We start from the raw sequence: 19,520 nt of genomic DNA, 5'->3' as shown, positions 1-19,520 counted from the left end.
AGCCCGCGGCCCCGCCGGACGGTCGACCCGACATCGACCGGAGGGTGAAACCGCGGGTGATGTCACCGGTGAAGGGCTGCGCGCGTGATGCCCGGCGGCGTCATACTTCTGTTCGACCACAGGAGGATTCCTCGCCATGAGCCAGCCGCTCGCCTTCACGAACGCAACTTTGATCACGGGTGACCGCGACGGGACGGTCCTTCACGATCGCACAGTCATCGTCGGCGTCGACGGACGGATCGCCACCGTCGGGCCCGCCGTCGAGACGTCCGTGCCCGACGGTGCCCGCGTCGTCGACGCGCGCGGCCGATTCGTCATGCCGGGGCTGATCAACGCCCACGCGCACCTGTTCTCGGACGGTCGGCCGATCCCGAAGATCCTCACCAGCGAGCGCGCCGAGAAGCTCGTCGCCCTGTTCGCGCACAGCCCCTTCGGGCACCGCTGGCTCGACGGGCGCACCAAGCGCGCCATCCTGACCCAGATGAACACCGGCGTCACCACGATCCGCAGCCTCGGCGAGCCCGGCTACGAGGTGGTGCGCGCCGCCGCGGCGATCGAGCGCGGTGACTACCTCGGGCCGCGGCTGATCCCGTCGGGGCCGCTGCTGGCGATTCCGGAGGGGCACGGCGCCCCACAGATAGCTCTGATCTGCGCCGATGCCGACGCCACGCGCCGCAACACGCGCCAGAACCTGGACAACGGGGTCCGGGCGATGAAGATCTCGGCGACGGGCGGCGTGACCGACGCCAAGGCGATCGGCCACGCCGGAACGCCCGAGATGTCCGAGACGAACATGCGCATCGTCTGCGAGGAGGCGCACGCGGCGGGAATCCTCGTCGCCGCGCACGCGCAGAGCGAGGACGGCATCCTGGCGGCGCTGCGCGCGGGTGTCGACACGATCGAGCACGGCGCGGCGATGAGCGAGGAGGTGATCGCGTTGTTCAAGGACAACCCGAACTCGCTGCGCGGACACTCGTCCCTGATCCCGACGCTCATGGCGTGCCTGCCCCTGGTCAAGCTCGAGCCGTCGGTGACGGGCGCCAACGAGGTCAGCCGGGCGAACGCCGTGATGGTGCTCGACGAGATGCTCGCCGGAATCCGCGTCGCGCTGGAACACGACATCGAGCTGGGCATGGGGACCGACTCGGCGCTGACCTTCGTGACCCACTACAACACCTGGCGCGAGATCGACTTCGTGATCCGGTACGGCGGCGTCCCGGCCGCGCGAGCGCTGCACGCGGCGACGGGGGCCAACGCCCGCATCCTCGGCATCGACGGCGAGACCGGCTCGATCGAGCCCGGCAAGTCCGCGGACCTGCTCGTCACCGCCGCGAACCCCCTCGACGACGTCCGGACCCTCGCGAGCCCCGTCGCCGTCGTGGTGCGCGGCGAGCTGATCGACGCGCCGTCGGTGACGACCTTCCCCGAGATCGACGCACTGCTCGACGAGTTCTGATGTGGACCGCACTGGGTGACTCGCTCCCGCTCGCCACAGGGCTCGCGCTGAGCCCGTTCGCCGTGGTCACGGCGGTGGTCCTGCTGCTGGGACGCGGCGGGGTCGTCAAGACGGCCGCCTTCGGCCTGGGGTGGTTCGTCGCGATCCTCGTCATCGCGACCGTCGCGTTCCTCGTCGTCGAGGCCGCGGACGAGGCCGATCACGACGCCACCGAGACGGGCGTCGACCTCGTCCAGCTCGCTTTCGCCGCGCTGTTCCTCGGCCTCGCGGTCCTCGCGTGGCGCAAGCGCCCCGCGCCGGGGGAGCCCGTGCCGCGGAACGCGACGCTCGCCCGGCTTGACGGGATCGGGGTGCTCGGCGCCCTCGGCCTGGGCCTGGCGCAGGGATTCGTGGTGATCAAGAACATCCCGCTCGCGGTCGGTGCGGGCGTCCGGTTCGGCGTCGCGGGCCTGCACGGCGGCGCCGCGATCGGTGCGATCGCCGTGTTCGCCGTGGTCGCGAGCGCGGGCATCGTCGCGCCGCTGACCGTCGCGGTCGTGGGCGGGTCGCGCCTCGCGGAGCCGCTGGCCCGCACGCGGGACTGGCTCGAGGCGAACCTCAGCGCCATCACGGTCACGGTCCTGGTGCTGCTGGGCTCCTACTTCCTCGGCCAGGGTCTCGGCGTCCTCGGATGAGTCCGATGGCGATCACGGCCACGATCCTGCTGGTCGCGGTCGTGTCCTTCGTGTGGAACGCCGTACCGGCCGCGATCACCGCGCTCGGCGTCGCGCTGGCGCTGTTCCTCACGGGCACGGTCACGTTCGCGCAGGCGATCGCGGGCTTCGGTGATCCGATCGTCATCTACCTCGCCGGGTTGTTCGTGGTCAGCGAGGCGCTCGACGCCACCGGCCTGACCGCGTGGATCGGGCAGCTGATCGCGGCGCGGGTCGGTAGTGGCCGCACCGCGATCGTGGTGGCTCTCATGCTGCTCTCGGCTGCGCTCACCGCCTTGATCAGCGTGAACGGCGCCATTGCGGCGCTCGTGCCGGTCGCGGTGATCATGGCGACGCGGGCGCGGATCGCGCCGTCGCAGGTCCTGCTCCCGCTCGCCTTCGCCGCGCACGCGGGGTCCATGCTGACCATGCTGGGCACGCCGATCAACGTCCTGGTCTCCGCGCTCGCCGTCGACGCGGGCGCGCGTCCGTTCGGGTTCCTCGAGTTCGCGCTGGTCGGCGTGCCGCTCGTGGTCGGCGTCGTCGCGCTCGCCGTGGTGCTGGGGCCGCGCGTCCTCCCGGAGCGCACGGCCGACGGTGCTCCGCGCGACTTCAGCGCGCACGCCGCGACGCTGGCACGGGAGTACGCGATCGAGGAGTCGGCGACGGCGCTGGGCGCCGCCGACGGGGTCACCGAGTTCGTGATCCCGCCGCGATCGCCGTTCCTCGGTGACCACGTGTACCCGGGCATGCTCACCGACGACGGGGACCTGATCGTCGTGGCGGTCCGGCGGGCCGACCGCCCCGTCGAGCACGCGGACCTGCGGGTCGGCGATGTCATCCTGCTGCGCGGTACCTGGGACGCCCTGGAGCGGCGGGCCGGCGCCGGCGTGCTCCCCGTCGACGATCCGGACCGCGTGCGTCGGCAGCCCGCCCGTCCCGGACCGCGTGCCGTCGCCGCGGGAGCGGTGCTCGCGCTGATGTGCGCGGCGCTGGCGCTCGACCTGCAGCCGCCCGCGATCGTGGTGCTCGTCGCGGCGGCGGCGCTCGTCGCGCTGCGGGTGATCACGATGGCGCAGGCGGAGCGGTCCATCTCGGTGCCGACGCTGCTGGTGGTGGCGGGCATGCTGCCGATGTCGACCGCGATCCAGTCGAGCGGTATCGCCGACGCCGTGTCCCGGGCCCTGGTGGAACGGCTCGGCGGCGGCTCACCGGTGCTCCTGCTGGCGGGGATCGTGGTCACCGTGCTCGCGATGGGGCAGTTCATCAGCAACCTCGCCACGGTGCTGATCGTCGCTCCGATCGCGGTCTCGGTGGCCGAGACCGCGCACGTCTCGCCGCTGCCGATGCTGATGGCGATCACGGTGGCGGGCGCGGCGGCCTTCCTCACGCCGGTGGCCACCACGGGTAACCTCATGGTCCAGGACCCGGGTGCCTACCGGTTCGGCGATTTCTGGCGGCTGGGGCTGCGTGCCTGGTGCTGTTCGCCGCCGTCGCGATCGGGCTCGTTCCGCTGATCTGGCCGTTCTGACGCGCGTTCCTCCTCGGCACGGCGTGGCGGATACGCACGGTTCTATGAATAGGCTTGCATGATGGTGCATAATCATCGCATGACTGTTTCCGTGGCGATCGCGGGTGCCAGCGGCTACGCCGGGGGAGAGATCCTCCGGCTGCTGTGCAGCCACCCGCAGTACACCTCCGGTGAGCTCACGATCGGTGCGCTCACCGCCGGCGGCAACGCCGGCAGCACGCTCTTCGAGCACCACCCGCACCTGCTGCCGCTCGCCGACCGCATCCTGCAGGAGACCACGCCGGACACGCTGCGCGGCCACGACGTCGTCTTCCTCGGCCTGCCGCACGGCAAGTCCGCCGAGATCGCGGAGGCGCTGCCCCCGTCGACCCTCATCATCGACTGCGGCGCCGACTACCGCCTCAAGGACGCGGGCGAGTGGGAGCACTACTACGGCAGCAAGCACGCCGGAACCTGGCCCTACGGCCTGCCGGAGCTCCCGGGCAACCGGGAGGTGCTCTCCGGGGCGTCGCGCATCGCCGTCCCGGGCTGCTACCCGACGGTGTCCACCCTCGCCTTCCTGCCCGCCGTCGCGGCCGGCATCGTGGCGCCCGAGGTCACCGTCGTCGCCGTGAGCGGCACGTCGGGCGCCGGGAAGTCCCTGCGGACGGACCTTCTCGCCTCCGAGGCGATCGGTTCGGCGCGGGCGTACGGCGTGACAACACATCGGCACACCCCCGAGATCACCCAGAACCTCTCGGCCGTGGCGGATTCGCCCGTCACCGTGTCGTTCACACCGGTCCTGGTGCCGATGGCGCGGGGCATCCTCGCCACCGTCTCCGCGCCGACGACGGTGACCGCCGCGCAGGCCCGGGAGGTCTACGCGAAGGCGTACGCCGACGAGCCCTTCGTGCACCTGCTCCCCGAAGGGGCGCAGCCGCAGACGAAGTCGGTGCTCGGCAGCAATGCCGTCCAGGTGCAGGTGGCGGTCGACGAGCGCGCGGGACGGCTCATCGCCACCGCTGCGATCGACAACCTCACGAAGGGCACCGGCGGCGCTGCCGTCCAGTCCATGAACCTCGCGCTCGGTTTCCCCGAGACCGCGGGCCTGAGCATCGTAGGAGTCGCACCGTGACCGCTGGGAGCTTCAAACTCGTCCGGAACCAGGGCGTCACAGCGCCGTTGGGCTTCAAGGCCGCGGGCATCGCGGCGGGGATCAAGGTGTCGGGCAAGCCCGATCTCGCGCTGGTCTTCAACGAGGGCCCGCACTACGCCGCGGCGGGCGTCTTCACGCGCAACAAGGTCCGCGCCGCGCCCGTGCTGTGGAGCGAGCAGGTGCTCCGGGACGGCCACCTGCGGGCCGTGATCCTCAACTCCGGCGGCGCCAACGCCTGCACCGGCCCCGGGGGTTTCCAGGACACGCACGCCACGGCGGAGAAGGTCGCGGAGGTCCTGAGCCACTGGGGGACCGAGACCGGCGCGGGTGAGGTGGCGGTCTGCTCGACCGGCCTCATCGGCGACCGGCTGCCCATGGACAAGGTGCTCGCCGGCGTCACCGAGATCGTGCACGAGATGGGCGGCGGCCTCACGGGCGGCACCGACGCGGCGCACGCGATCATGACCACCGACACCGTCCCCAAGGAGACGGCGCTGCACCACTCCGGTGGCTGGAACGTGGGCGGCATGGCCAAGGGAGCGGGCATGATGGCCCCGTCGCTCGCCACGATGCTGGTGGTGCTCACCACCGACGTGCACGCCACGCCGGAGCAGCTCGACGAGGCCCTCCGGTACGCCACGGGCTACACCTTCGACCGGCTCGACGTGGACGGTGCCACCTCCACCAACGACACCGTCCTGCTGCTCAGCAGCGGGGCGAGCGAGAAGACCTGCACCCAGGAGGAACTCAACGCCGCGGTGCGTGAGGTCTGCGACGATCTCGCCGCGCAGCTGCAGGGCGACGCCGAGGGGGTGACCAAGCGGATCCTCATCACCGTGACCGGCGCCGTCTCCGAGGAGGAGGCCCTGATCGGTGCCCGGGCCATCGCCCGCGACAGCCTGGTCAAGACCGCGCTGTTCGGCAGCGATCCGAACTGGGGCCGGGTGATGGCGGCGATCGGCATCGCCCCGATCGAGCTGATCCACGACCGGCTGACCGTCTCGTTCAACGGGCAGCCCATCGCCGAGAAGGGCTGCGGCGTACCGGGTGCGCGCGAGGTGGACCTCTCCGGGCCGGAGATCGACGTCACCGTCGACCTGGGTCTCGGACGCGGCACCGCGACGATCCGCACCACCGACCTCTCGCACGCGTACGTCGAAGAGAACTCGGCGTACTCCTCATGAGCGCACCAGATCTCACCCCGCTCGACAAGGCGGGCGTGCTCGCCGAGGCGCTGCCGTGGCTGCTCGACTTCCACGGCAAGACCGTGGTGGTCAAGTACGGCGGCAACGCCATGGTCGACGACGACCTCAAGCGCTCGTTCGCCCAGGACATGGTGTTCCTGCGCACCTGCGGCCTGCACCCCGTCGTCGTGCACGGCGGCGGCCCGCAGATCAACGCGATGTTGAAGCGGCTCGGCATGGAGGGCGAGTTCAGGGGCGGCTTCCGGGTGACCACGCCCGAGGTGATGGACGTCGTGCGGATGGTGCTCTTCGGCCAGGTCGGCCGGGAGCTCGTCGGGCTCATCAATTCCCACGGTCCCTTCGCCGTCGGTATGTCCGGCGAGGACGCGCACCTGTTCACAGCCACCCGGCGGGAGGTCGTGGTCGACGGTGCCCCGACCGACATCGGGCTCGTGGGCGATGTCACGGAGGTCAACCCCGAGGCGGTGAACGACCTCATCGCCGCCGGCCGCATCCCGGTGATCTCGACGATCGCGCCGGACGCCGACGGGGTGGTGCACAACATCAACGCCGACACGGCCGCGGCCGCCGTGGCAGAGGCGCTGGGCGCGCAGAAGCTGGTGGTGCTCACCGATGTCGAGGGCCTGTACACGAACTGGCCCGACCGGTCCTCGCTGACCTCGGAGATCGACACCGACGCGCTGACCGCCCTGCTGCCGAGCCTCGACTCCGGAATGGTGCCGAAGATGGAGGCGTGTCTGCGAGCCGTGCACGGGGGCGTCCCCACCGCGCACGTCATCGACGGGCGGGTGCCGCACTCCGTGCTTCTCGAACTGTTCACGACCAAGGGCATCGGCACGATGGTGACCGCTCCGAAGGCCGGCCCGAATCACCCTGAGAAGACCTGGATCTGACACACATGACGAACGAAACGATGCAGCAGCGGTGGAACGCCGCGCTGATGAACACCTACGGCACCCCACCCGTCGCGCTGGTGTCCGGCCGTGGCGCAGCGGTGACCGACGCCGACGGCAAGGAGTACGTCGACCTGCTCGGCGGCATCGCCGTCAACGCGCTCGGCCACGCGCATCCGAAGATCATCGAGGCGGTGACGCAGCAGGTCTCGACCCTGGGGCACGTCTCGAACCTGTACATCAGCGAGCCCGTCGTCCGCCTCGCCGAGCGGCTCACCGAGGCGGTGGGCGTCCCGGGCACGCGGGTGTTCTTCAGCAACTCGGGCGCCGAGGCCAACGAGGCCGCCATCAAGATCGGCCGGCGCACCGGCCGGACGCGGATGATCGCCGCCGAGGGCGCCTTCCACGGCCGGACCATGGGTTCGCTGGCACTGACCGGCCAGCCCGGGAAGCGGGAGCCCTTCGAACCGCTCATCGCGTCGGTGACGCACGTGCCCTACGGCGACGCCGCCGCACTGCGGTCCGCGACCGCCCCGGAGGGCGGCGAGGTGGCCGCGGTCTTCCTCGAGCCGATCATGGGGGAGTACGGCGTCGTGGTCCCGCCCGAGGGCTACCTCGCGGAGGCCCGCGCCGCCGCGACCGACGCGGGCGCACTCCTCGTGCTCGACGAGGTGCAGACCGGGATCGCCCGCACGGGAACGCTGTTCGCGTACCAGCGTGCCGGCGTGACCCCGGACGTCTTCACGCTCGCCAAGGGGCTCGGCGGCGGGCTGCCGATCGGGGCGACGGTGGCCGTCGGCGCCGCGGGCGAGCTGCTCACCCCGGGCCAGCACGGCACCACCTTCGGTGGCAATCCGGTCGCGGCCGCAGCGGCGAACGCCGTCCTCGACGTGATCGAGTCCGAGGGCCTCGCGGAGCGCGCGGACGCCCTCGGCAAGCACATCGCCGCCACCGTCGAGGGATTCGGCCACCCGTTGGTGACCGGGGTCCGCGGTTCCGGTCTGCTGCTGGGGATCACGCTCGCAGAGCCGGTCGCGAAGGCGATCGAGACCGGCGCCCGCGACGCGGGCTTCCTGCTCAACGCCGCGCAGCCCGACGTGATCCGGCTCGCCCCGCCGCTGGTCCTCACCGACGAGCAGACGGACCGCTTCCTCACCGCGCTTCCCGCGCTTCTCGATGCAGCCCAGGAGAACTCATGATCCGCCACTTCCTCCGCGACGACGATCTCAGCCCCGCCGAGCAGCGCGAGGTGCTCGCGCTGGCCGCCGAGCTGAAGGCGGCGCCGTTCTCGCGGCGCCCGCTGGAGGGCCCCAAGGGCGTGGCGGTGCTGTTCGACAAGAACTCCACCCGCACGCGGTTCAGCTTCGACGTGGGTGTCGCGCAGCTCGGTGGCCACGCCGTGGTCGTCGACACCAAGTCCACGCAGATGGGCCGCGACGAGTCCCTCCCGGACACCGCCCGGGTGCTGTCCCGGTTCGTCGACGCCATCGTCTGGCGCACCTACGCGCAGGAGGGTCTCGAGGAGCTCGCCGAGTACTCGACGGTGCCCGTCGTCAACGCCCTCTCCGACGACTTCCACCCGTGCCAGATCCTCGCGGACCTGCAGACGATCGCCGAGCGAAAAGGGGAGGCGCGGGCCGATGGCAGTGGAGCGTCGGTCGCCGGCCTGAAGCTGACCTACCTCGGCGACGGCGCGAACAACATGGCGCACAGCTACATGCTCGGCGGCGTGACCGCCGGGATGGACGTGACCATCAGCGCACCGTCGGGCTTCCAGCCGGACGAGAGGTTCGTGGAGGCGGCCCGGGCCCGGGCCAAGGAGACGGGGGCCGAGGTCAGCGTCATCTCCGATCCCGTCCTCGCGGTGGCGGGTGTCGACGTGGTCGTCACCGACACCTGGGTGTCGATGGGGCAGGAGGACGACGGCATCGATCGCAACGCGCCCTTCCGGCCGTACCAGATCAACGCCGAACTGCTCGCGCACGCGGACCCCGACGCGATCGTGCTGCACTGCCTGCCCGCGCACCGCGGGGACGAGATCACCGACGAGGTGATCGACGGCCCGCAGTCCGCCGTCTTCGACGAGGCCGAGAACCGCCTGCACGCCCAGAAGGCGCTGCTCGCCTGGCTGCTGGAGCACTCGTGACCGGCGCGGCGGCATGACCGATCAGCCGCTGGCCACGCGCGCGGGGCGGCAGGCGGCCATCGTCGAGATCCTCGCCAACCACCAGGTCCGCAGCCAGGCCGAGCTGCAGGCGCTCCTCGTGCGCGGCGGCTACGAGGCGACGCAGGCCACCATCTCGCGCGACCTCGACGAGCTCGGCGCCGTGAAGCTGCGCGGTGCCGACGGCGGCACGGGCGTGTACGTGGTCCCCGAGGACGGCTCCCCCGTGCGCGGCGTGTCCGGCGGCACCGAGCGGCTCTCCCGCCTCCTGGGGGAACTGCTCGTCTCCACCGACCACAGCGGCAACATCTGCGTCCTGCGCACCCCGCCGGGCGCGGCGAACTTCCTCGCCAGTGCACTCGACCGGTCGTCGCTGCCGGAGGTCGTGGGCACCGTCGCCGGCGACGACACCGTGCTCGTCGTCGCGCGCGAGCCCCTGACCGGCAAGGACCTCGCCGAGCGGCTCGTGGCGCTCGCCTGAATCCGAACACCCTCCACCAGATAGGCTTATCGACCATGTCTAAGGTCCTCTCCACCCTGCCCGTCGGCGAGCGCGTCGGCATCGCCTTCTCCGGCGGCCTCGACACCTCCGTGGCCGTCGCCTGGATGCGCGACAAGGGCGCCGTGCCCTGCACGTACACGGCGAACATCGGCCAGCCCGACGAGCCGGACATCGACGCCGTGCCGGACCGCGCGAAGGAGTACGGCGCCGAGATCGCGCGCCTCGTCGACGTGCAGCCGCTGTTGGTGCAGGAGGGCATCGCCGCCCTGCAGACCGGCGCCTTCCACATCCGCTCGGGCGGCAAGACCTACTTCAACACCACCCCGATCGGCCGCGTCGTGACCGGCACCATGCTGGTGCGGGCCATGAAGGAGGACGGCGTCGACATCTGGGGCGACGGCTCCACCTACAAGGGCAACGACATCGAGCGGTTCTACCGCTACGGCCTCATGGCGAACCCCGCGCTGCGGATCTACAAGCCGTGGCTGGACTCGCAGTTCGTCACCGAGCTGGGCGGCCGCAAGGAGATGAGCGAGTGGCTCGTCGCGCACGGCTTCCCGTACCGCGACTCCACCGAGAAGGCCTACTCCACCGACGCCAACATCTGGGGCGCCACGCACGAGGCCAAGGACCTGGAGTTCCTCAACACCGGCGTGCTCATCGTCGACCCGATCATGGGCGTCGCCCCGTGGGACGAGTCGGTGGAGATCGCGACCGAGGACGTCACCGTCACCTTCGAGGCCGGCGTGCCGGTGGCGATCAACGGTGTGGAGTACTCCGACCCGGTCGAGCTGGTCCGCGAGGCGAACCGCATCGGCGGCCGCCACGGCCTGGGCATCTCCGACCAGATCGAGAACCGCATCATCGAGGCCAAGTCGCGCGGCATCTACGAGGCGCCCGGCATGGCGCTGCTGCACGCGACCTACGAGCGCCTCGTGAACGCGATCCACAACGAGGACACCATCGCCACGTACCACAACGAGGGCCGCCGCCTGGGCCGCCTGATGTACGAGGGCCGTTGGCTCGATCCTCAGTCGCTGATGCAGCGTGAGGCCATCATCCGCTGGGTCGCGTCCGCCGTCACCGGCTCCGTCACGCTGCGCCTGCGCCGCGGCGACGACTACTCGATCATCGACACCACCGGACCCAACCTGAGCTACCACCCGGAGAAGCTTTCGATGGAGCGCGTGGGTGACGCCGCCTTCGGCCCCGACGAGCGCATCGGCCAGCTCACCATGCGCAACCTCGACATCGCCGATTCCCGTTCGCGGCTGGAGCAGTACGCCGCGCAGGGCATCGTCGCGGGCGAGACCGCCGCGCTGGTCGGCGAGCTGGAGCGGGGCGGCGCGGAGGCCATCGTCTCCGGCGGCGAGCAGATCCCGTCGGCTCTCGACGAGGCCAGCAACCACGCCGCGTTCGACCTCGGCACCGACTAGTCCACCCAGACCGCGGAAGAGAGTGCAACGCCAGTGAGCGAGAAGCACGCCGGCGAGCCGGCCATCAAGCACGGCACCAACGAGGGCAGCCTGTGGGGCGGACGGTTCGCGTCCGGCCCCGCCGAGGCGATGGCCGCGCTGAGCAAGTCCACCCACTTCGACTGGGCGCTCGCCCCGTACGACGTGCGGGCCTCGAAGGCGCACGCCCGCGTGTTGAACCGCGCCGGACTGCTGTCCGACGAGGATCTGGCCTCGATGCTCGCGGCACTGGATCAGCTCGGGGCCGACGTGGCGTCCGGCGCATTCGGGCCGGCGGAGTCCGATGAGGACGTGCACGGCGCGCTGGAGCGCGGGCTGATCGAGCGCGCGGGCGCCGAGGTCGGCGGGCGTCTGCGCGCCGGCCGGTCGCGGAACGACCAGGTGGCCACGCTGTTCCGGATGTGGCTGCGCGACGCGGTGCGGCTCGTCGCGGTCGGCGTGCTCGACGTGGTGGACGCCTTCGTCGCGCAGGCGCAGGCCAACCCCGAGACGATCCTGCCGGGCAAGACGCACCTGCAGGCGGCGCAGCCGATCCTGCTCAGCCACCACCTGCTCGCCTACACGCACCCGCTGCTGCGGGACGTGCAGCGGCTGCAGGACCTGGACAAGCGGATCGCGGTCTCGCCGTACGGATCCGGTGCGCTCGCCGGATCGTCGCTGGGGCTCGACCCCGACGCGATCGCGGCCGATCTCGGCTTCGACTCCGCGGCGGACAACAGCCTCGACGCCACCGCGTCGCGGGATTTCGCGGCCGAGGCGGCGTACGTCTTCGCGCAGATCGCCGTCGACCTGTCCCGCTGGTCGGAGGACGTGATCCTGTGGAGCACCGCCGAGTTCGGCTACGTGACCCTCGCGGACGCGTGGTCCACCGGCAGCTCGATCATGCCGCAGAAGAAGAACCCGGACGTCGCGGAGCTCTCGCGCGGTAAGGCCGGCCGCCTCATCGGCAACCTGTCCGGCCTCCTCGCGACGCTCAAGGCGCAGCCGCTCGCGTACAACCGCGACCTGCAGGAGGACAAGGAGCCGGTGTTCGACTCGGTGGAGCAGCTGCGGCAGCTCCTGCCGGCCGTCGCCGGGCTCACCGCCACGCTCACCTTCCACGCGGACCGCATGGGGCAGCTGGCCCCTGCGGGGTTCACGCTCGCGACCGACGTCGCGGAGTGGATGGTGCGGCAGGGCATCCCGTTCCGTGTCGCGCACGAGGCGGCGGGGGAGTGCGTCCGCGCCGCCGAGTCGCGCGGCGTCGGTCTCGACGGTCTCACCGACGAGGAGTTCGCCGCGATCCATCCCGCGCTCACCCCGCAGGTCCGCGAGGTCCTGACGGTGCGCGGCTCCGTCTCCTCGCGCAGCGCCCGGGGCGGCACGGCACCGTCGGCCGTGGCGGCGCAACTCGACCGCGTGACCGCCGCCCTCCCCGCCCTGCGCACCTGGGCCACCGCCTGATCGAATTGAACACCGTTATGGAGAATCCGACCTGCGGGTTTTCTCTCCATAACGGTGTTCAATTGGGGAGAGGGCCGGTGATCACCTGCTGGAGCGGGGGCGCGGCGAGGTCGACCACCTCGTCGACGGTGAGCGAGGCGAGGGGCTCGAAGCCCACGACGTAGCGCGCCACGAGCAGGCCGAACACCTGGGCCGCCACGAGATTCGCGCGGAGGGCCCCGTCGCCGGGGCCCGCGTCCATGCGGCCGATGAGCTCGGCCAGCGCGATCTCGAGCAGGAAGCCGCGCACGATCGCGGGGTCGCCGCCGTTGCCGAGATTGGTGCGGATCACCGCGACGCCCACGTCGCGCAAGGGCCCGTCCCACATCGTCAGCAGGGCGCGCAGCAGTGCCCGGGCGGCATCGTCGAGCGGCGCGTCCCGGAGCGGCGCGCGCACGAACTCCGGGTCGACGGGGATCTCCAGTGCCGCGAGGTAGAGCTGCTGCTTCGTGCCGAAGTAGTGGTGCACCAGCGCGGAATCCACGCCGGCCGCCTCGGCGATCGAGCGCACCGTCGTCCCCGCCAGGCCGCCACGCGCGAACCCCGCCCGGGCGGCGTCGAGGATCTGCGCGCGGGTGTCCGGGCTTCCGGACCGTCGCCCCGAGCGGCCCGCGCTCACGCGACCCTGCGCTGCAGCGTCGCCGCCGCGAGGGCGAGCGCCGCGACGGCGAAGCCGGCGACCACGGCGAGGGACGTCCACATGGTCCCGGTCGCGGCCGTGTGGGCACCCACCTCCTGCAGGGCCTTGACGGCGTAGGTCATGGGGAGGACGTCGGCGATGCCCTGCAGCCAGCCGGGCATCGCGTCGTGCGGGACGAACAGTCCGCACAGGAACAGCTGCGGCACCACGACGATCGGCATGAACTGGACCGCCTGGAACTCCGTGCGCGCGAACGCGCTGAACAGCAGCCCGAGCGCGACGCCGAGCCAGGCGTCGACCACGGCGATGAGCACCACCAGCCACACGCTGCCCGCGGTGTCCATGCCGAGCAGGTACCTCGCGACCGCCGTCGCGACCGCCGCCTGCGCCGTCGCCGCGAGGGAGAACGCAGCGGCGTAGCCCAGCAGCAGATCGGCCTTGGCGAGCGGCGTGGTGAGCAGACGCTCGAGCGTGCCGGAGACGCGCTCGCGCTGCATCGCGATCGAGGTCACGATGAACATCAACGCGAAGGGGAGCACGCCGAGGAGCACCAGGGCGATGCGGCTGAAGACCGCCGAGCCGCCCGGGGAGTCGCGGTAGAGGAAGAAGAGCAGCGCCAGCAGTGCCGTCGGGACCACGACGATCATCGCGACTGTGCGCGGGTCCGCGCGCAGCTGTCGCACCACGCGGACCGCGGTCGCACGAGTGATGCTCGGGTTGAGGACGGTGCTCATGCCGCTGCCTCCTGGTCGCGGACGAGCGCGAGGAAGGCGTCGTCCAGGGTGGGTGCTCCGGTGCGGGTCAGCAGGTCCGACGGTGCGAGCTCGGCCACTAGCCGACCCTCGCGGAGCAGGATCAGGCGGGCGCAGTGGGCGGCCTCGTCCATGACATGACTGGAGACCAGCAGCGTGGTGCCGGCGGCCGCCATGGCGGCGAAGCGCTCCCACAGCTCGGCGCGCAGCAGCGGGTCGAGGCCGACGGTGGGCTCGTCGAGAATGAGCAGCTCGGGGTGCGCGACCAGCGCGCACGCGATGCTCACCCGCGAGCGCTGCCCGCCCGACAGCGCGTCGGCCCGGCGGCCGGCGAACGCGCCGAGTCCGACGGCGTCGATGGCCTCCGCCGCGTCGGCCCGCGCCGAGGCGCGCCGCCCGGGGTACAGCGCGCCGAAGTACTCGACGTTCTGCGCGACGGTGAGGTCGCCGTACACCGCGGGGGACTGCGTCGTGTAGCCGACGCGGGCGCGCAGGTCCGAGTCTCCCGCGGGTCGGCCGAGCACCGTCGCCGTGCCGCCGGTGATCCGCTGTGCGCCCACGATCACCCGCATCAGGGTGGTCTTGCCGGACCCCGAGGGACCGAGCAGGCCGGTGATGGCGCCCGCGGGGATTTCGGCATCGAGGTGGTCGAGAACGGTGGTGCCCGAGCGGACCACGGTGAGCCCGGACAGGGTGATCGCGCTGGTCATCGCGCCTCCAAGTAATTCACTGATGGATGAATTCATCCATCAGTGAATTCTGCGCCTCGGTGCGAGGCGGTGTCAAGGTTCCGCTCGCGGGCTTCATGGAACGTGTTCCGATTCCGGCCCTGGCGTCAGAGAACATCGGATAACATGCGAGGCATGACCGCAGCGCAGACCGTCCGCGGGCTCATCGACGAGCCACGCCGTACCGATCCCGACGAGCTGGCAGCGCTGTTCGCGCAGCTCGAGCCGGTGTCGATCGACTTCCTGTTCGGTGACTGGCGCGGCGGCGAGCTCCTGTCGGGCCACCCCATGGACGGCGCGCTGGGCAAGGCCCGGTGGTACGGCAAGAGCTTCCGCTCCGCCGTCGACGTGCAGCCACTGGTGTGCCTGGACGAGAACGGCGTGAAGTTCTCCAATGTCGCGCTGGGCAAGGGCGAGGCGACGCTGCGCCTCATCGACTTCGAGGGGCGCGTCACCGCGTCGATGGTCTACGACGGGCAGCCCGTGATCGACCACTTCGTCAAGGTCGACGACGACACGGTGATGGGCATCATGACCGGAAAGCAGCTGGTCGCGCCGTACTTCTACTTCTACTTGGAGCGCGATCCCGGAAGCAACACGGGCGGCGGCTGCGCGGAGGCGGTCCGGTGAACCGCACCGTCGCGCGCGTGGTGGCCGAGCCGGGGGCGGCACCGTCGGACCTGGAAGTGGAGGTACCGGACCCGACGGGGCACCAGGTCCTGGTCCGGATCCACGCCGTGGGCGTGTGCCACACCGACCTCACCCTGGCCGCGAACTGGCCCGAGCAGGGCATGCCGGTGATCCTGGGGCACGAGGGTGCGGGCGTCGTCGAGGCCGTCGGGCCCGACGTGACGACGGTCCGCGCCGGCGACCGGGTGTCGCTGACCTTCGACAGCTGCGGCGCCTGCGAGTTCTGTGCGGCCGGCACGCCGGGCTATTGCGAACAGTCGATCGTGCTGAACTATCTGGGCCTGCCCGGCATCCGCTCGGGTGGGACCGCCGTGACCGGCGGGTTCTTCGGCCAGTCCAGCTTCGCGGGGCTCGCGCTCGCGACCGACCGCAACACCGTGCCGATCGGCGACCTGCCCCTCGAGCTGGCGGCGCCGCTCGGATGCAGCATCCAGACGGGCGTCGGCACCGTGACCCGAGCGCTGAAGGTGCAGCCGGGCGAGTCGGTGGTGGTGTTCGGCACCGGCGCCGTCGGGCTCGCGGCGGTGATGGGTGCGAAGTTGGCGGGGGCGGGCACGATCGTCGCGGTGGACCCGCGCGCGGATCGCCGCGCGCTCGCGCTGGAACTGGGCGCGACCCACGCGGTCGAGGCCGGGCCCCAGGCCGCGCAGCAGGTCATCGACGCGACGGGCGGCGGCGCGCACGCCGCGGTCGACACCACGGCCCGGCCCGATGCCCTGACCCAGGCCGTCCTCGCGCTGCGCCCGCGGGGGACGGTGGCAGTGGTCGGGTTGGGAGAGGCGTCCGCGGAGCTCCCCGTGCTGCTCATCATGTCCCGCGGACTGCGCGTGATCGGCGTGATCGAGGGGGACTCGGAGCCGTCGGAGTTCCTCCCGGAGCTGGCCGCGGCCGTTGCGGAGGGGCGTCTCCCCGTCGACCGGCTGGTCACCGCGTTCACCGACTTCGACGAGGCCTGGGCCGCGGCCCGCGAGGGCACCGCGGTCAAGCCGGTCTGGCTCCCCGCTGGGTAACATGGGCGCATGGCCATCGACGCGACGCTGCTGAAGATCCTCGCCTGCCCGCAGGACAAGGGACCGCTGCTGTACGTGCCGGACGAGCTGTTCTACAACCCGCGCCTCCGCCGCGCCTACCCGATCGAGGACGGCCTGCCCGTGCTGTTGATCGGCGAGGCGCGGGACGTGGACGCCGCCGAGCACGAGGCGATCCTGGCCCGCGCCGCGCAGTGACGCCCGAGCGCGCGCGGGAGCGGCTGTCCGGCCACCCCCTCGACGCCGCGCGGCTCGTGCTCGGCTCCGTTCTCACGGTGGGTGACGTGCGGGCCCGCATCGTCGAGGTCGAGGCGTACGGCTCGCCCGCCGACGGGCCGTGGCCCGATCCCGCCGCGCACACCTACCCGGGCCCCACGCCCCGTAATCACGTGATGTTCGGCCCGGCCGGACACCTGTACGTGTACCTCTCGTACGGCATCCACACCTGCATCAACGTCACCGCCGGTCCCGACGGGACGGGGAGCGGGGTGCTCATGCGCGCCGCGGAAATCCTCGACGGCGCGGAGCACGTCCGAGCGCGGCGCGGCGTGCGCGACCGCGACGAACGCCTCGCCGCCGGCCCCGGGCGGCTCGGCCAGGCCCTCGGGATATCCCTCGCGGACAAGGGCATCGACCTCCTCGATCCGGGGTCGACGGTGCGCCTCGATCTCGCCGCCCGGCGCGGTCCGGTTGCCGTGGGGCCGCGCATCGGCATCTCCAAGGCGGTCGACCTGCCCTGGCGCCTGTGGCTGGAGGGTCATCCTTCGGTGAGCCGGTAGGTCCCTTGCGTCACAATGGAGCGCGTGAGTGCTGACATCCTCGAAGAACTGTCCTGGCGCGGCCTGATCGCGCAGTCCACCGACATCGACGCGCTGCGGGAACGCCTCGACGCGGGGAGCATCTCGCTCTATGCGGGCTTCGACCCGACGGCGTCGTCGCTGCATGCCGGCCACCTGGTGCAGTTGCTGACCCTGCGCCGTTTCCAGGAGGCCGGGCACCGGCCCATCGTCCTCGGCGGTGGGGCGACGGGCCAGGTCGGCGATCCGCGTGACGTGGGGGAGCGGGTCCTGAATTCGGCGGACACCGTGGCCGAGTGGGCGGCGAAGATCGACGGGCAGCTGCGACGGTTCGTCGCGCTCTCCGGTGACGAGGGGCTGACCGGCGACAACGGCGCGATCCTCGTCAACAACCTCGACTGGCACGGGCAGATGAACGTGCCCACCTTCCTGCGCGACGTGGGCAAGCACTTCTCGATCAACGTCATGCTCGCGCGCGACACCGTCAAGCGCCGCCTCGAGTCGGACGGGATCAGCTACACCGAGTTCAGCTACATGCTGCTGCAGGCCTACGACTACGTGGAGCTCTCCCGCCGCTATGACTGCGCGCTGCAGATCGGCGGCTCCGACCAATGGGGCAACATCGTATCCGGGGTCGACCTGAACCGGAAGATCGACGGCCGACACGTGCACGCGCTGACGACGCCGCTCGTCACGTCGTCGGACGGGAAGAAGTTCGGCAAGTCCACGGGCGGCGGCTCGCTGTGGCTGGACCCCGAGCTGACCAGCCCGTACGCCTGGTACCAGTACTTCGTGAACACCGCGGACGCCGACGTGATCCGCTACCTGCGCTGGTTCACCTTCCTCACGCGGGAGGAGATCGCCGAGCTGGAGCGCGAGACCGCAGAGGCACCTCAGCGGCGCACGGCGCAGAAGCGGCTCGCCGCCGAGATGACGACGCTGGTCCACGGGGAGGAGCACACCCGCGCGGCCGAGCTCGCCTCGCAGGCCCTGTTCGGTCGCGGCGATCTCGCCGATCTCCCCGAGGGGACGCTCGCGGCCGCGCTCGCCGAGGCATCGGTGGTCGAGGTGGCAGCGGGGGAGCCGCGGACGATCATCGACCTGTTGACGGCGACGGGGCTGTGCGAGTCGAAGGGCGCCGCGCGCCGTGCCGTGAAGGAGGGCGGCGCCTACGCCAACAACGTGAAGGTGGAGTCGGAGGAGTGGGAGCCGGCACCGAGCGACCTCCTGCACGGGCAGTGGCTGGTCCTCCGTCGAGGTAAGAAGTCCTTCGCCGGTGCTCGCATCGCCTGAATTCCCTGGTCATGATCACTGAGGCCGTCCCGCCATCGAGCGCGGGGCGGCCTTTGTGCTGCGGATCACATTCATGGGATTCGACGGTGCGTTCCCGGGGACGAGCCGCTGACCTGCGTAGATGAACGGAACGTTACGCGCTGACCTGCGGATTTGTGCTTCCGTTCCACGGTGCGTAACTTATTCGAAGTCAGAGCGACACCGACCAGGACGGGGCCGAAAAGCCCAGGTCAGACGGTAGAAATTCTGACAGCTTGACAACATGGAGCCGAGCCCCGGTTTGACACCGAGATCGACTCCGATATAAGCTGGAACGGTTGCTCCGAGCAGCCAGCCTCCACGGGGAGATCGCCTCTCGAACGTATGACACGGTCGAGGGCGCCTGAACGTGCGGTTGAGCGGTTCGAAGTGCTTCCGAGAGTGGCCCGCGAGAGCGAGTTGCACACGGAATTCCGATCTGCTAAGCTTGAACGGTTGCTCCGAGCGGGCCGGCCAGGGTTTTTGACTGGGTGGTTTGGAGAGAGTAGCATGGACTGCCTGCGAAGGTGCGGTTCACACGATAGGCACGGGCTTCGGTTTGTGTGGTGTGGGCGGCCGCGTTTGGCGTGTTCTTTGAGAACTCAACAGTGTGTCGATGAAATTGTCAGTGCCAAAATTTTTTGGCACGCATGGACAATCAAATTTTTGGTTGTTTGTGTTGTGGCTTTTCTCGTTTATTTCTTTGCGAGATGTATTTCTGGAATCATTGATTTTTGTCAGTGGTTTCGTTTTGTTCAGGATTTCCTGGATTATGCTGAAACCTTGTGTTTCTAGTGTTTTTTATGGAGAGTTTGATCCTGGCTCAGGACGAACGCTGGCGGCGTGCTTAACACATGCAAGTCGAACGGTAAGGCCCTTCGGGGTACACGAGTGGCGAACGGGTGAGTAACACGTGGGTGACCTGCCCTGTACTTCGGGATAAGCCTGGGAAACTGGGTCTAATACCGGATATGACCTTTCCCTGCATGGGGTTTGGTGGAAAGCTTTTGCGGTACAGGATGGGCCCGCGGCCTATCAG

Annotated in this window: 19 protein-coding genes and 1 rRNA gene; 17 read left to right on the top strand and 3 right to left on the bottom strand. The window is 70.6% G+C overall.

Going from position 1 to position 19,520, the window contains the following annotated elements:
* The first annotated feature begins 136 nt into the window (after positions 1 to 136).
* The 11 genes from AXK60_RS04930 (at position 137) to argH (ending at position 12,496) form a co-directional block, all read left to right on the top strand.
* On the top strand, positions 137 to 1,456 hold the full coding sequence (locus tag AXK60_RS04930; protein ID WP_068569998.1) for an amidohydrolase family protein: 1,320 nt from the start codon (positions 137 to 139) through the stop codon (positions 1,454 to 1,456).
* Positions 1,456 to 2,130 (top strand): GAP family protein, encoded by a 675-nt coding sequence (locus AXK60_RS04925; RefSeq protein ID WP_068569997.1) that lies wholly within the window; start codon positions 1,456 to 1,458, stop codon positions 2,128 to 2,130. The genes AXK60_RS04930 and AXK60_RS04925 overlap by 1 nt, the downstream gene beginning before the upstream one ends.
* 5 nt (positions 2,131 to 2,135) lie before the next feature.
* Positions 2,136 to 3,665: an SLC13 family permease gene (locus AXK60_RS04920; RefSeq protein WP_244881029.1), complete on the top strand. Its 1,530-nt coding sequence runs from the start codon at positions 2,136 to 2,138 to the stop codon at positions 3,663 to 3,665.
* A 93-nt stretch (positions 3,666 to 3,758) separates the two neighbouring features.
* Positions 3,759 to 4,793, top strand: coding sequence for an N-acetyl-gamma-glutamyl-phosphate reductase (gene argC / locus AXK60_RS04915; RefSeq protein WP_068569996.1), 1,035 nt, complete (start codon positions 3,759 to 3,761; stop codon positions 4,791 to 4,793).
* Complete coding sequence (gene argJ, locus AXK60_RS04910) at positions 4,790 to 5,998, top strand: bifunctional glutamate N-acetyltransferase/amino-acid acetyltransferase ArgJ (RefSeq protein ID WP_068569995.1); 1,209 nt, start codon at positions 4,790 to 4,792, stop codon at positions 5,996 to 5,998. Before argC ends, argJ begins: the two co-directional genes overlap by 4 nt.
* A complete protein-coding gene (gene argB, locus AXK60_RS04905; RefSeq protein ID WP_068569994.1) occupies positions 5,995 to 6,912 on the top strand; it encodes an acetylglutamate kinase in 918 nt (305 codons plus the stop codon). Before argJ ends, argB begins: the two co-directional genes overlap by 4 nt.
* Positions 6,909 to 8,111: an acetylornithine transaminase gene (locus tag AXK60_RS04900; protein WP_414929987.1), complete on the top strand. Its 1,203-nt coding sequence runs from the start codon at positions 6,909 to 6,911 to the stop codon at positions 8,109 to 8,111. Before argB ends, AXK60_RS04900 begins: the two co-directional genes overlap by 4 nt.
* Positions 8,108 to 9,058 carry an ornithine carbamoyltransferase gene (argF, locus tag AXK60_RS04895; protein WP_068569992.1) on the top strand — a complete coding sequence of 317 codons (951 nt, stop codon included), beginning with the start codon at positions 8,108 to 8,110 and terminating at the stop codon, positions 9,056 to 9,058. Before AXK60_RS04900 ends, argF begins: the two co-directional genes overlap by 4 nt.
* A gap of 13 nt (positions 9,059 to 9,071) precedes the next feature.
* On the top strand, positions 9,072 to 9,557 hold the full coding sequence (locus AXK60_RS04890; RefSeq protein WP_068569991.1) for an arginine repressor: 486 nt from the start codon (positions 9,072 to 9,074) through the stop codon (positions 9,555 to 9,557).
* A 35-nt stretch (positions 9,558 to 9,592) separates the two neighbouring features.
* Positions 9,593 to 11,014: an argininosuccinate synthase gene (gene argG / locus AXK60_RS04885; RefSeq protein ID WP_068569990.1), complete on the top strand. Its 1,422-nt coding sequence runs from the start codon at positions 9,593 to 9,595 to the stop codon at positions 11,012 to 11,014.
* A gap of 33 nt (positions 11,015 to 11,047) precedes the next feature.
* Positions 11,048 to 12,496, top strand: coding sequence for an argininosuccinate lyase (argH, locus tag AXK60_RS04880; protein ID WP_244881028.1), 1,449 nt, complete (start codon positions 11,048 to 11,050; stop codon positions 12,494 to 12,496).
* A 58-nt stretch (positions 12,497 to 12,554) separates the two neighbouring features.
* Here argH and AXK60_RS04875 read toward each other — a convergent pair whose 3' ends face one another.
* Genes AXK60_RS04875 through AXK60_RS04865 form a run of 3 tightly spaced genes read right to left on the bottom strand, consistent with a single transcriptional unit; the run spans position 12,555 to position 14,637 of the window.
* Positions 12,555 to 13,154, bottom strand: a complete 600-nt coding sequence (locus AXK60_RS04875) for a TetR/AcrR family transcriptional regulator (RefSeq protein ID WP_068569989.1) — start codon at positions 13,152 to 13,154, stop codon at positions 12,555 to 12,557.
* Positions 13,151 to 13,909, bottom strand: a complete 759-nt coding sequence (locus tag AXK60_RS04870; protein WP_068569988.1) for an ABC transporter permease — start codon at positions 13,907 to 13,909, stop codon at positions 13,151 to 13,153. The genes AXK60_RS04875 and AXK60_RS04870 overlap by 4 nt, the downstream gene beginning before the upstream one ends.
* A complete protein-coding gene (locus AXK60_RS04865) occupies positions 13,906 to 14,637 on the bottom strand; it encodes an ABC transporter ATP-binding protein (RefSeq protein ID WP_068569987.1) in 732 nt (243 codons plus the stop codon). Before AXK60_RS04865 ends, AXK60_RS04870 begins: the two co-directional genes overlap by 4 nt.
* 153 nt (positions 14,638 to 14,790) lie before the next feature.
* On the opposite strand from AXK60_RS04865, the gene AXK60_RS04860 reads away from it, so the two are divergent.
* The 6 genes from AXK60_RS04860 to AXK60_RS04835 all read left to right on the top strand — a co-directional run.
* Entirely contained in the window at positions 14,791 to 15,285 is a 495-nt protein-coding gene (locus AXK60_RS04860; RefSeq protein ID WP_068569986.1) for a DUF4334 domain-containing protein, read from the top strand.
* Positions 15,282 to 16,355 (top strand): NAD(P)-dependent alcohol dehydrogenase, encoded by a 1,074-nt coding sequence (locus AXK60_RS04855; RefSeq protein WP_068569985.1) that lies wholly within the window; start codon positions 15,282 to 15,284, stop codon positions 16,353 to 16,355. The genes AXK60_RS04860 and AXK60_RS04855 overlap by 4 nt, the downstream gene beginning before the upstream one ends.
* Before the next feature lie 9 nt (positions 16,356 to 16,364).
* A complete protein-coding gene (locus tag AXK60_RS04850) occupies positions 16,365 to 16,571 on the top strand; it encodes a Trm112 family protein (protein WP_068569984.1) in 207 nt (68 codons plus the stop codon).
* Positions 16,568 to 17,152 carry a DNA-3-methyladenine glycosylase gene (locus AXK60_RS04845; RefSeq protein WP_068569983.1) on the top strand — a complete coding sequence of 195 codons (585 nt, stop codon included), beginning with the start codon at positions 16,568 to 16,570 and terminating at the stop codon, positions 17,150 to 17,152. The genes AXK60_RS04850 and AXK60_RS04845 overlap by 4 nt, the downstream gene beginning before the upstream one ends.
* A gap of 24 nt (positions 17,153 to 17,176) precedes the next feature.
* A complete protein-coding gene (tyrS, locus tag AXK60_RS04840; protein ID WP_068570020.1) occupies positions 17,177 to 18,463 on the top strand; it encodes a tyrosine--tRNA ligase in 1,287 nt (428 codons plus the stop codon).
* A gap of 818 nt (positions 18,464 to 19,281) precedes the next feature.
* Positions 19,282 to 19,520 (top strand): 16S ribosomal RNA (locus AXK60_RS04835); the annotation flags it as partial.

Source organism: Tsukamurella pseudospumae (genome assembly GCF_001575195.1).
In the GTDB taxonomy this organism is placed as follows: Bacteria; Actinomycetota; Actinomycetes; order Mycobacteriales; family Mycobacteriaceae; genus Tsukamurella; species Tsukamurella pseudospumae.
The sequence above is the reverse complement of the archived record's forward strand: the minus strand, read 5'-3'. Positions and strand labels throughout refer to the sequence as shown.

Excerpts from the sequence above, each read along its gene's own strand:
- AXK60_RS04930 (WP_068569998.1), top strand. The coding sequence starts at position 137 with ATGAGCCAGCCGCTCGCCTTCACGAACGCAACTTTGATCACGGGTGAC.
- AXK60_RS04925 (WP_068569997.1), top strand. The coding sequence starts at position 1,456 with ATGTGGACCGCACTGGGTGACTCGCTCCCGCTCGCCACAGGGCTCGCG.
- AXK60_RS04920 (WP_244881029.1), top strand. The coding sequence starts at position 2,136 with ATGGCGATCACGGCCACGATCCTGCTGGTCGCGGTCGTGTCCTTCGTG.
- argC (WP_068569996.1), top strand. The coding sequence starts at position 3,759 with ATGACTGTTTCCGTGGCGATCGCGGGTGCCAGCGGCTACGCCGGGGGA.
- argB (WP_068569994.1), top strand. The coding sequence starts at position 5,995 with ATGAGCGCACCAGATCTCACCCCGCTCGACAAGGCGGGCGTGCTCGCC.
- argF (WP_068569992.1), top strand. The coding sequence starts at position 8,108 with ATGATCCGCCACTTCCTCCGCGACGACGATCTCAGCCCCGCCGAGCAG.
- AXK60_RS04890 (WP_068569991.1), top strand. The coding sequence starts at position 9,072 with ATGACCGATCAGCCGCTGGCCACGCGCGCGGGGCGGCAGGCGGCCATC.
- argG (WP_068569990.1), top strand. The coding sequence starts at position 9,593 with ATGTCTAAGGTCCTCTCCACCCTGCCCGTCGGCGAGCGCGTCGGCATC.
- AXK60_RS04870 (WP_068569988.1), bottom strand. The coding sequence starts at position 13,909 with ATGAGCACCGTCCTCAACCCGAGCATCACTCGTGCGACCGCGGTCCGC.
- AXK60_RS04865 (WP_068569987.1), bottom strand. The coding sequence starts at position 14,637 with ATGACCAGCGCGATCACCCTGTCCGGGCTCACCGTGGTCCGCTCGGGC.
- AXK60_RS04860 (WP_068569986.1), top strand. The coding sequence starts at position 14,791 with ATGACCGCAGCGCAGACCGTCCGCGGGCTCATCGACGAGCCACGCCGT.
- AXK60_RS04850 (WP_068569984.1), top strand. The coding sequence starts at position 16,365 with ATGGCCATCGACGCGACGCTGCTGAAGATCCTCGCCTGCCCGCAGGAC.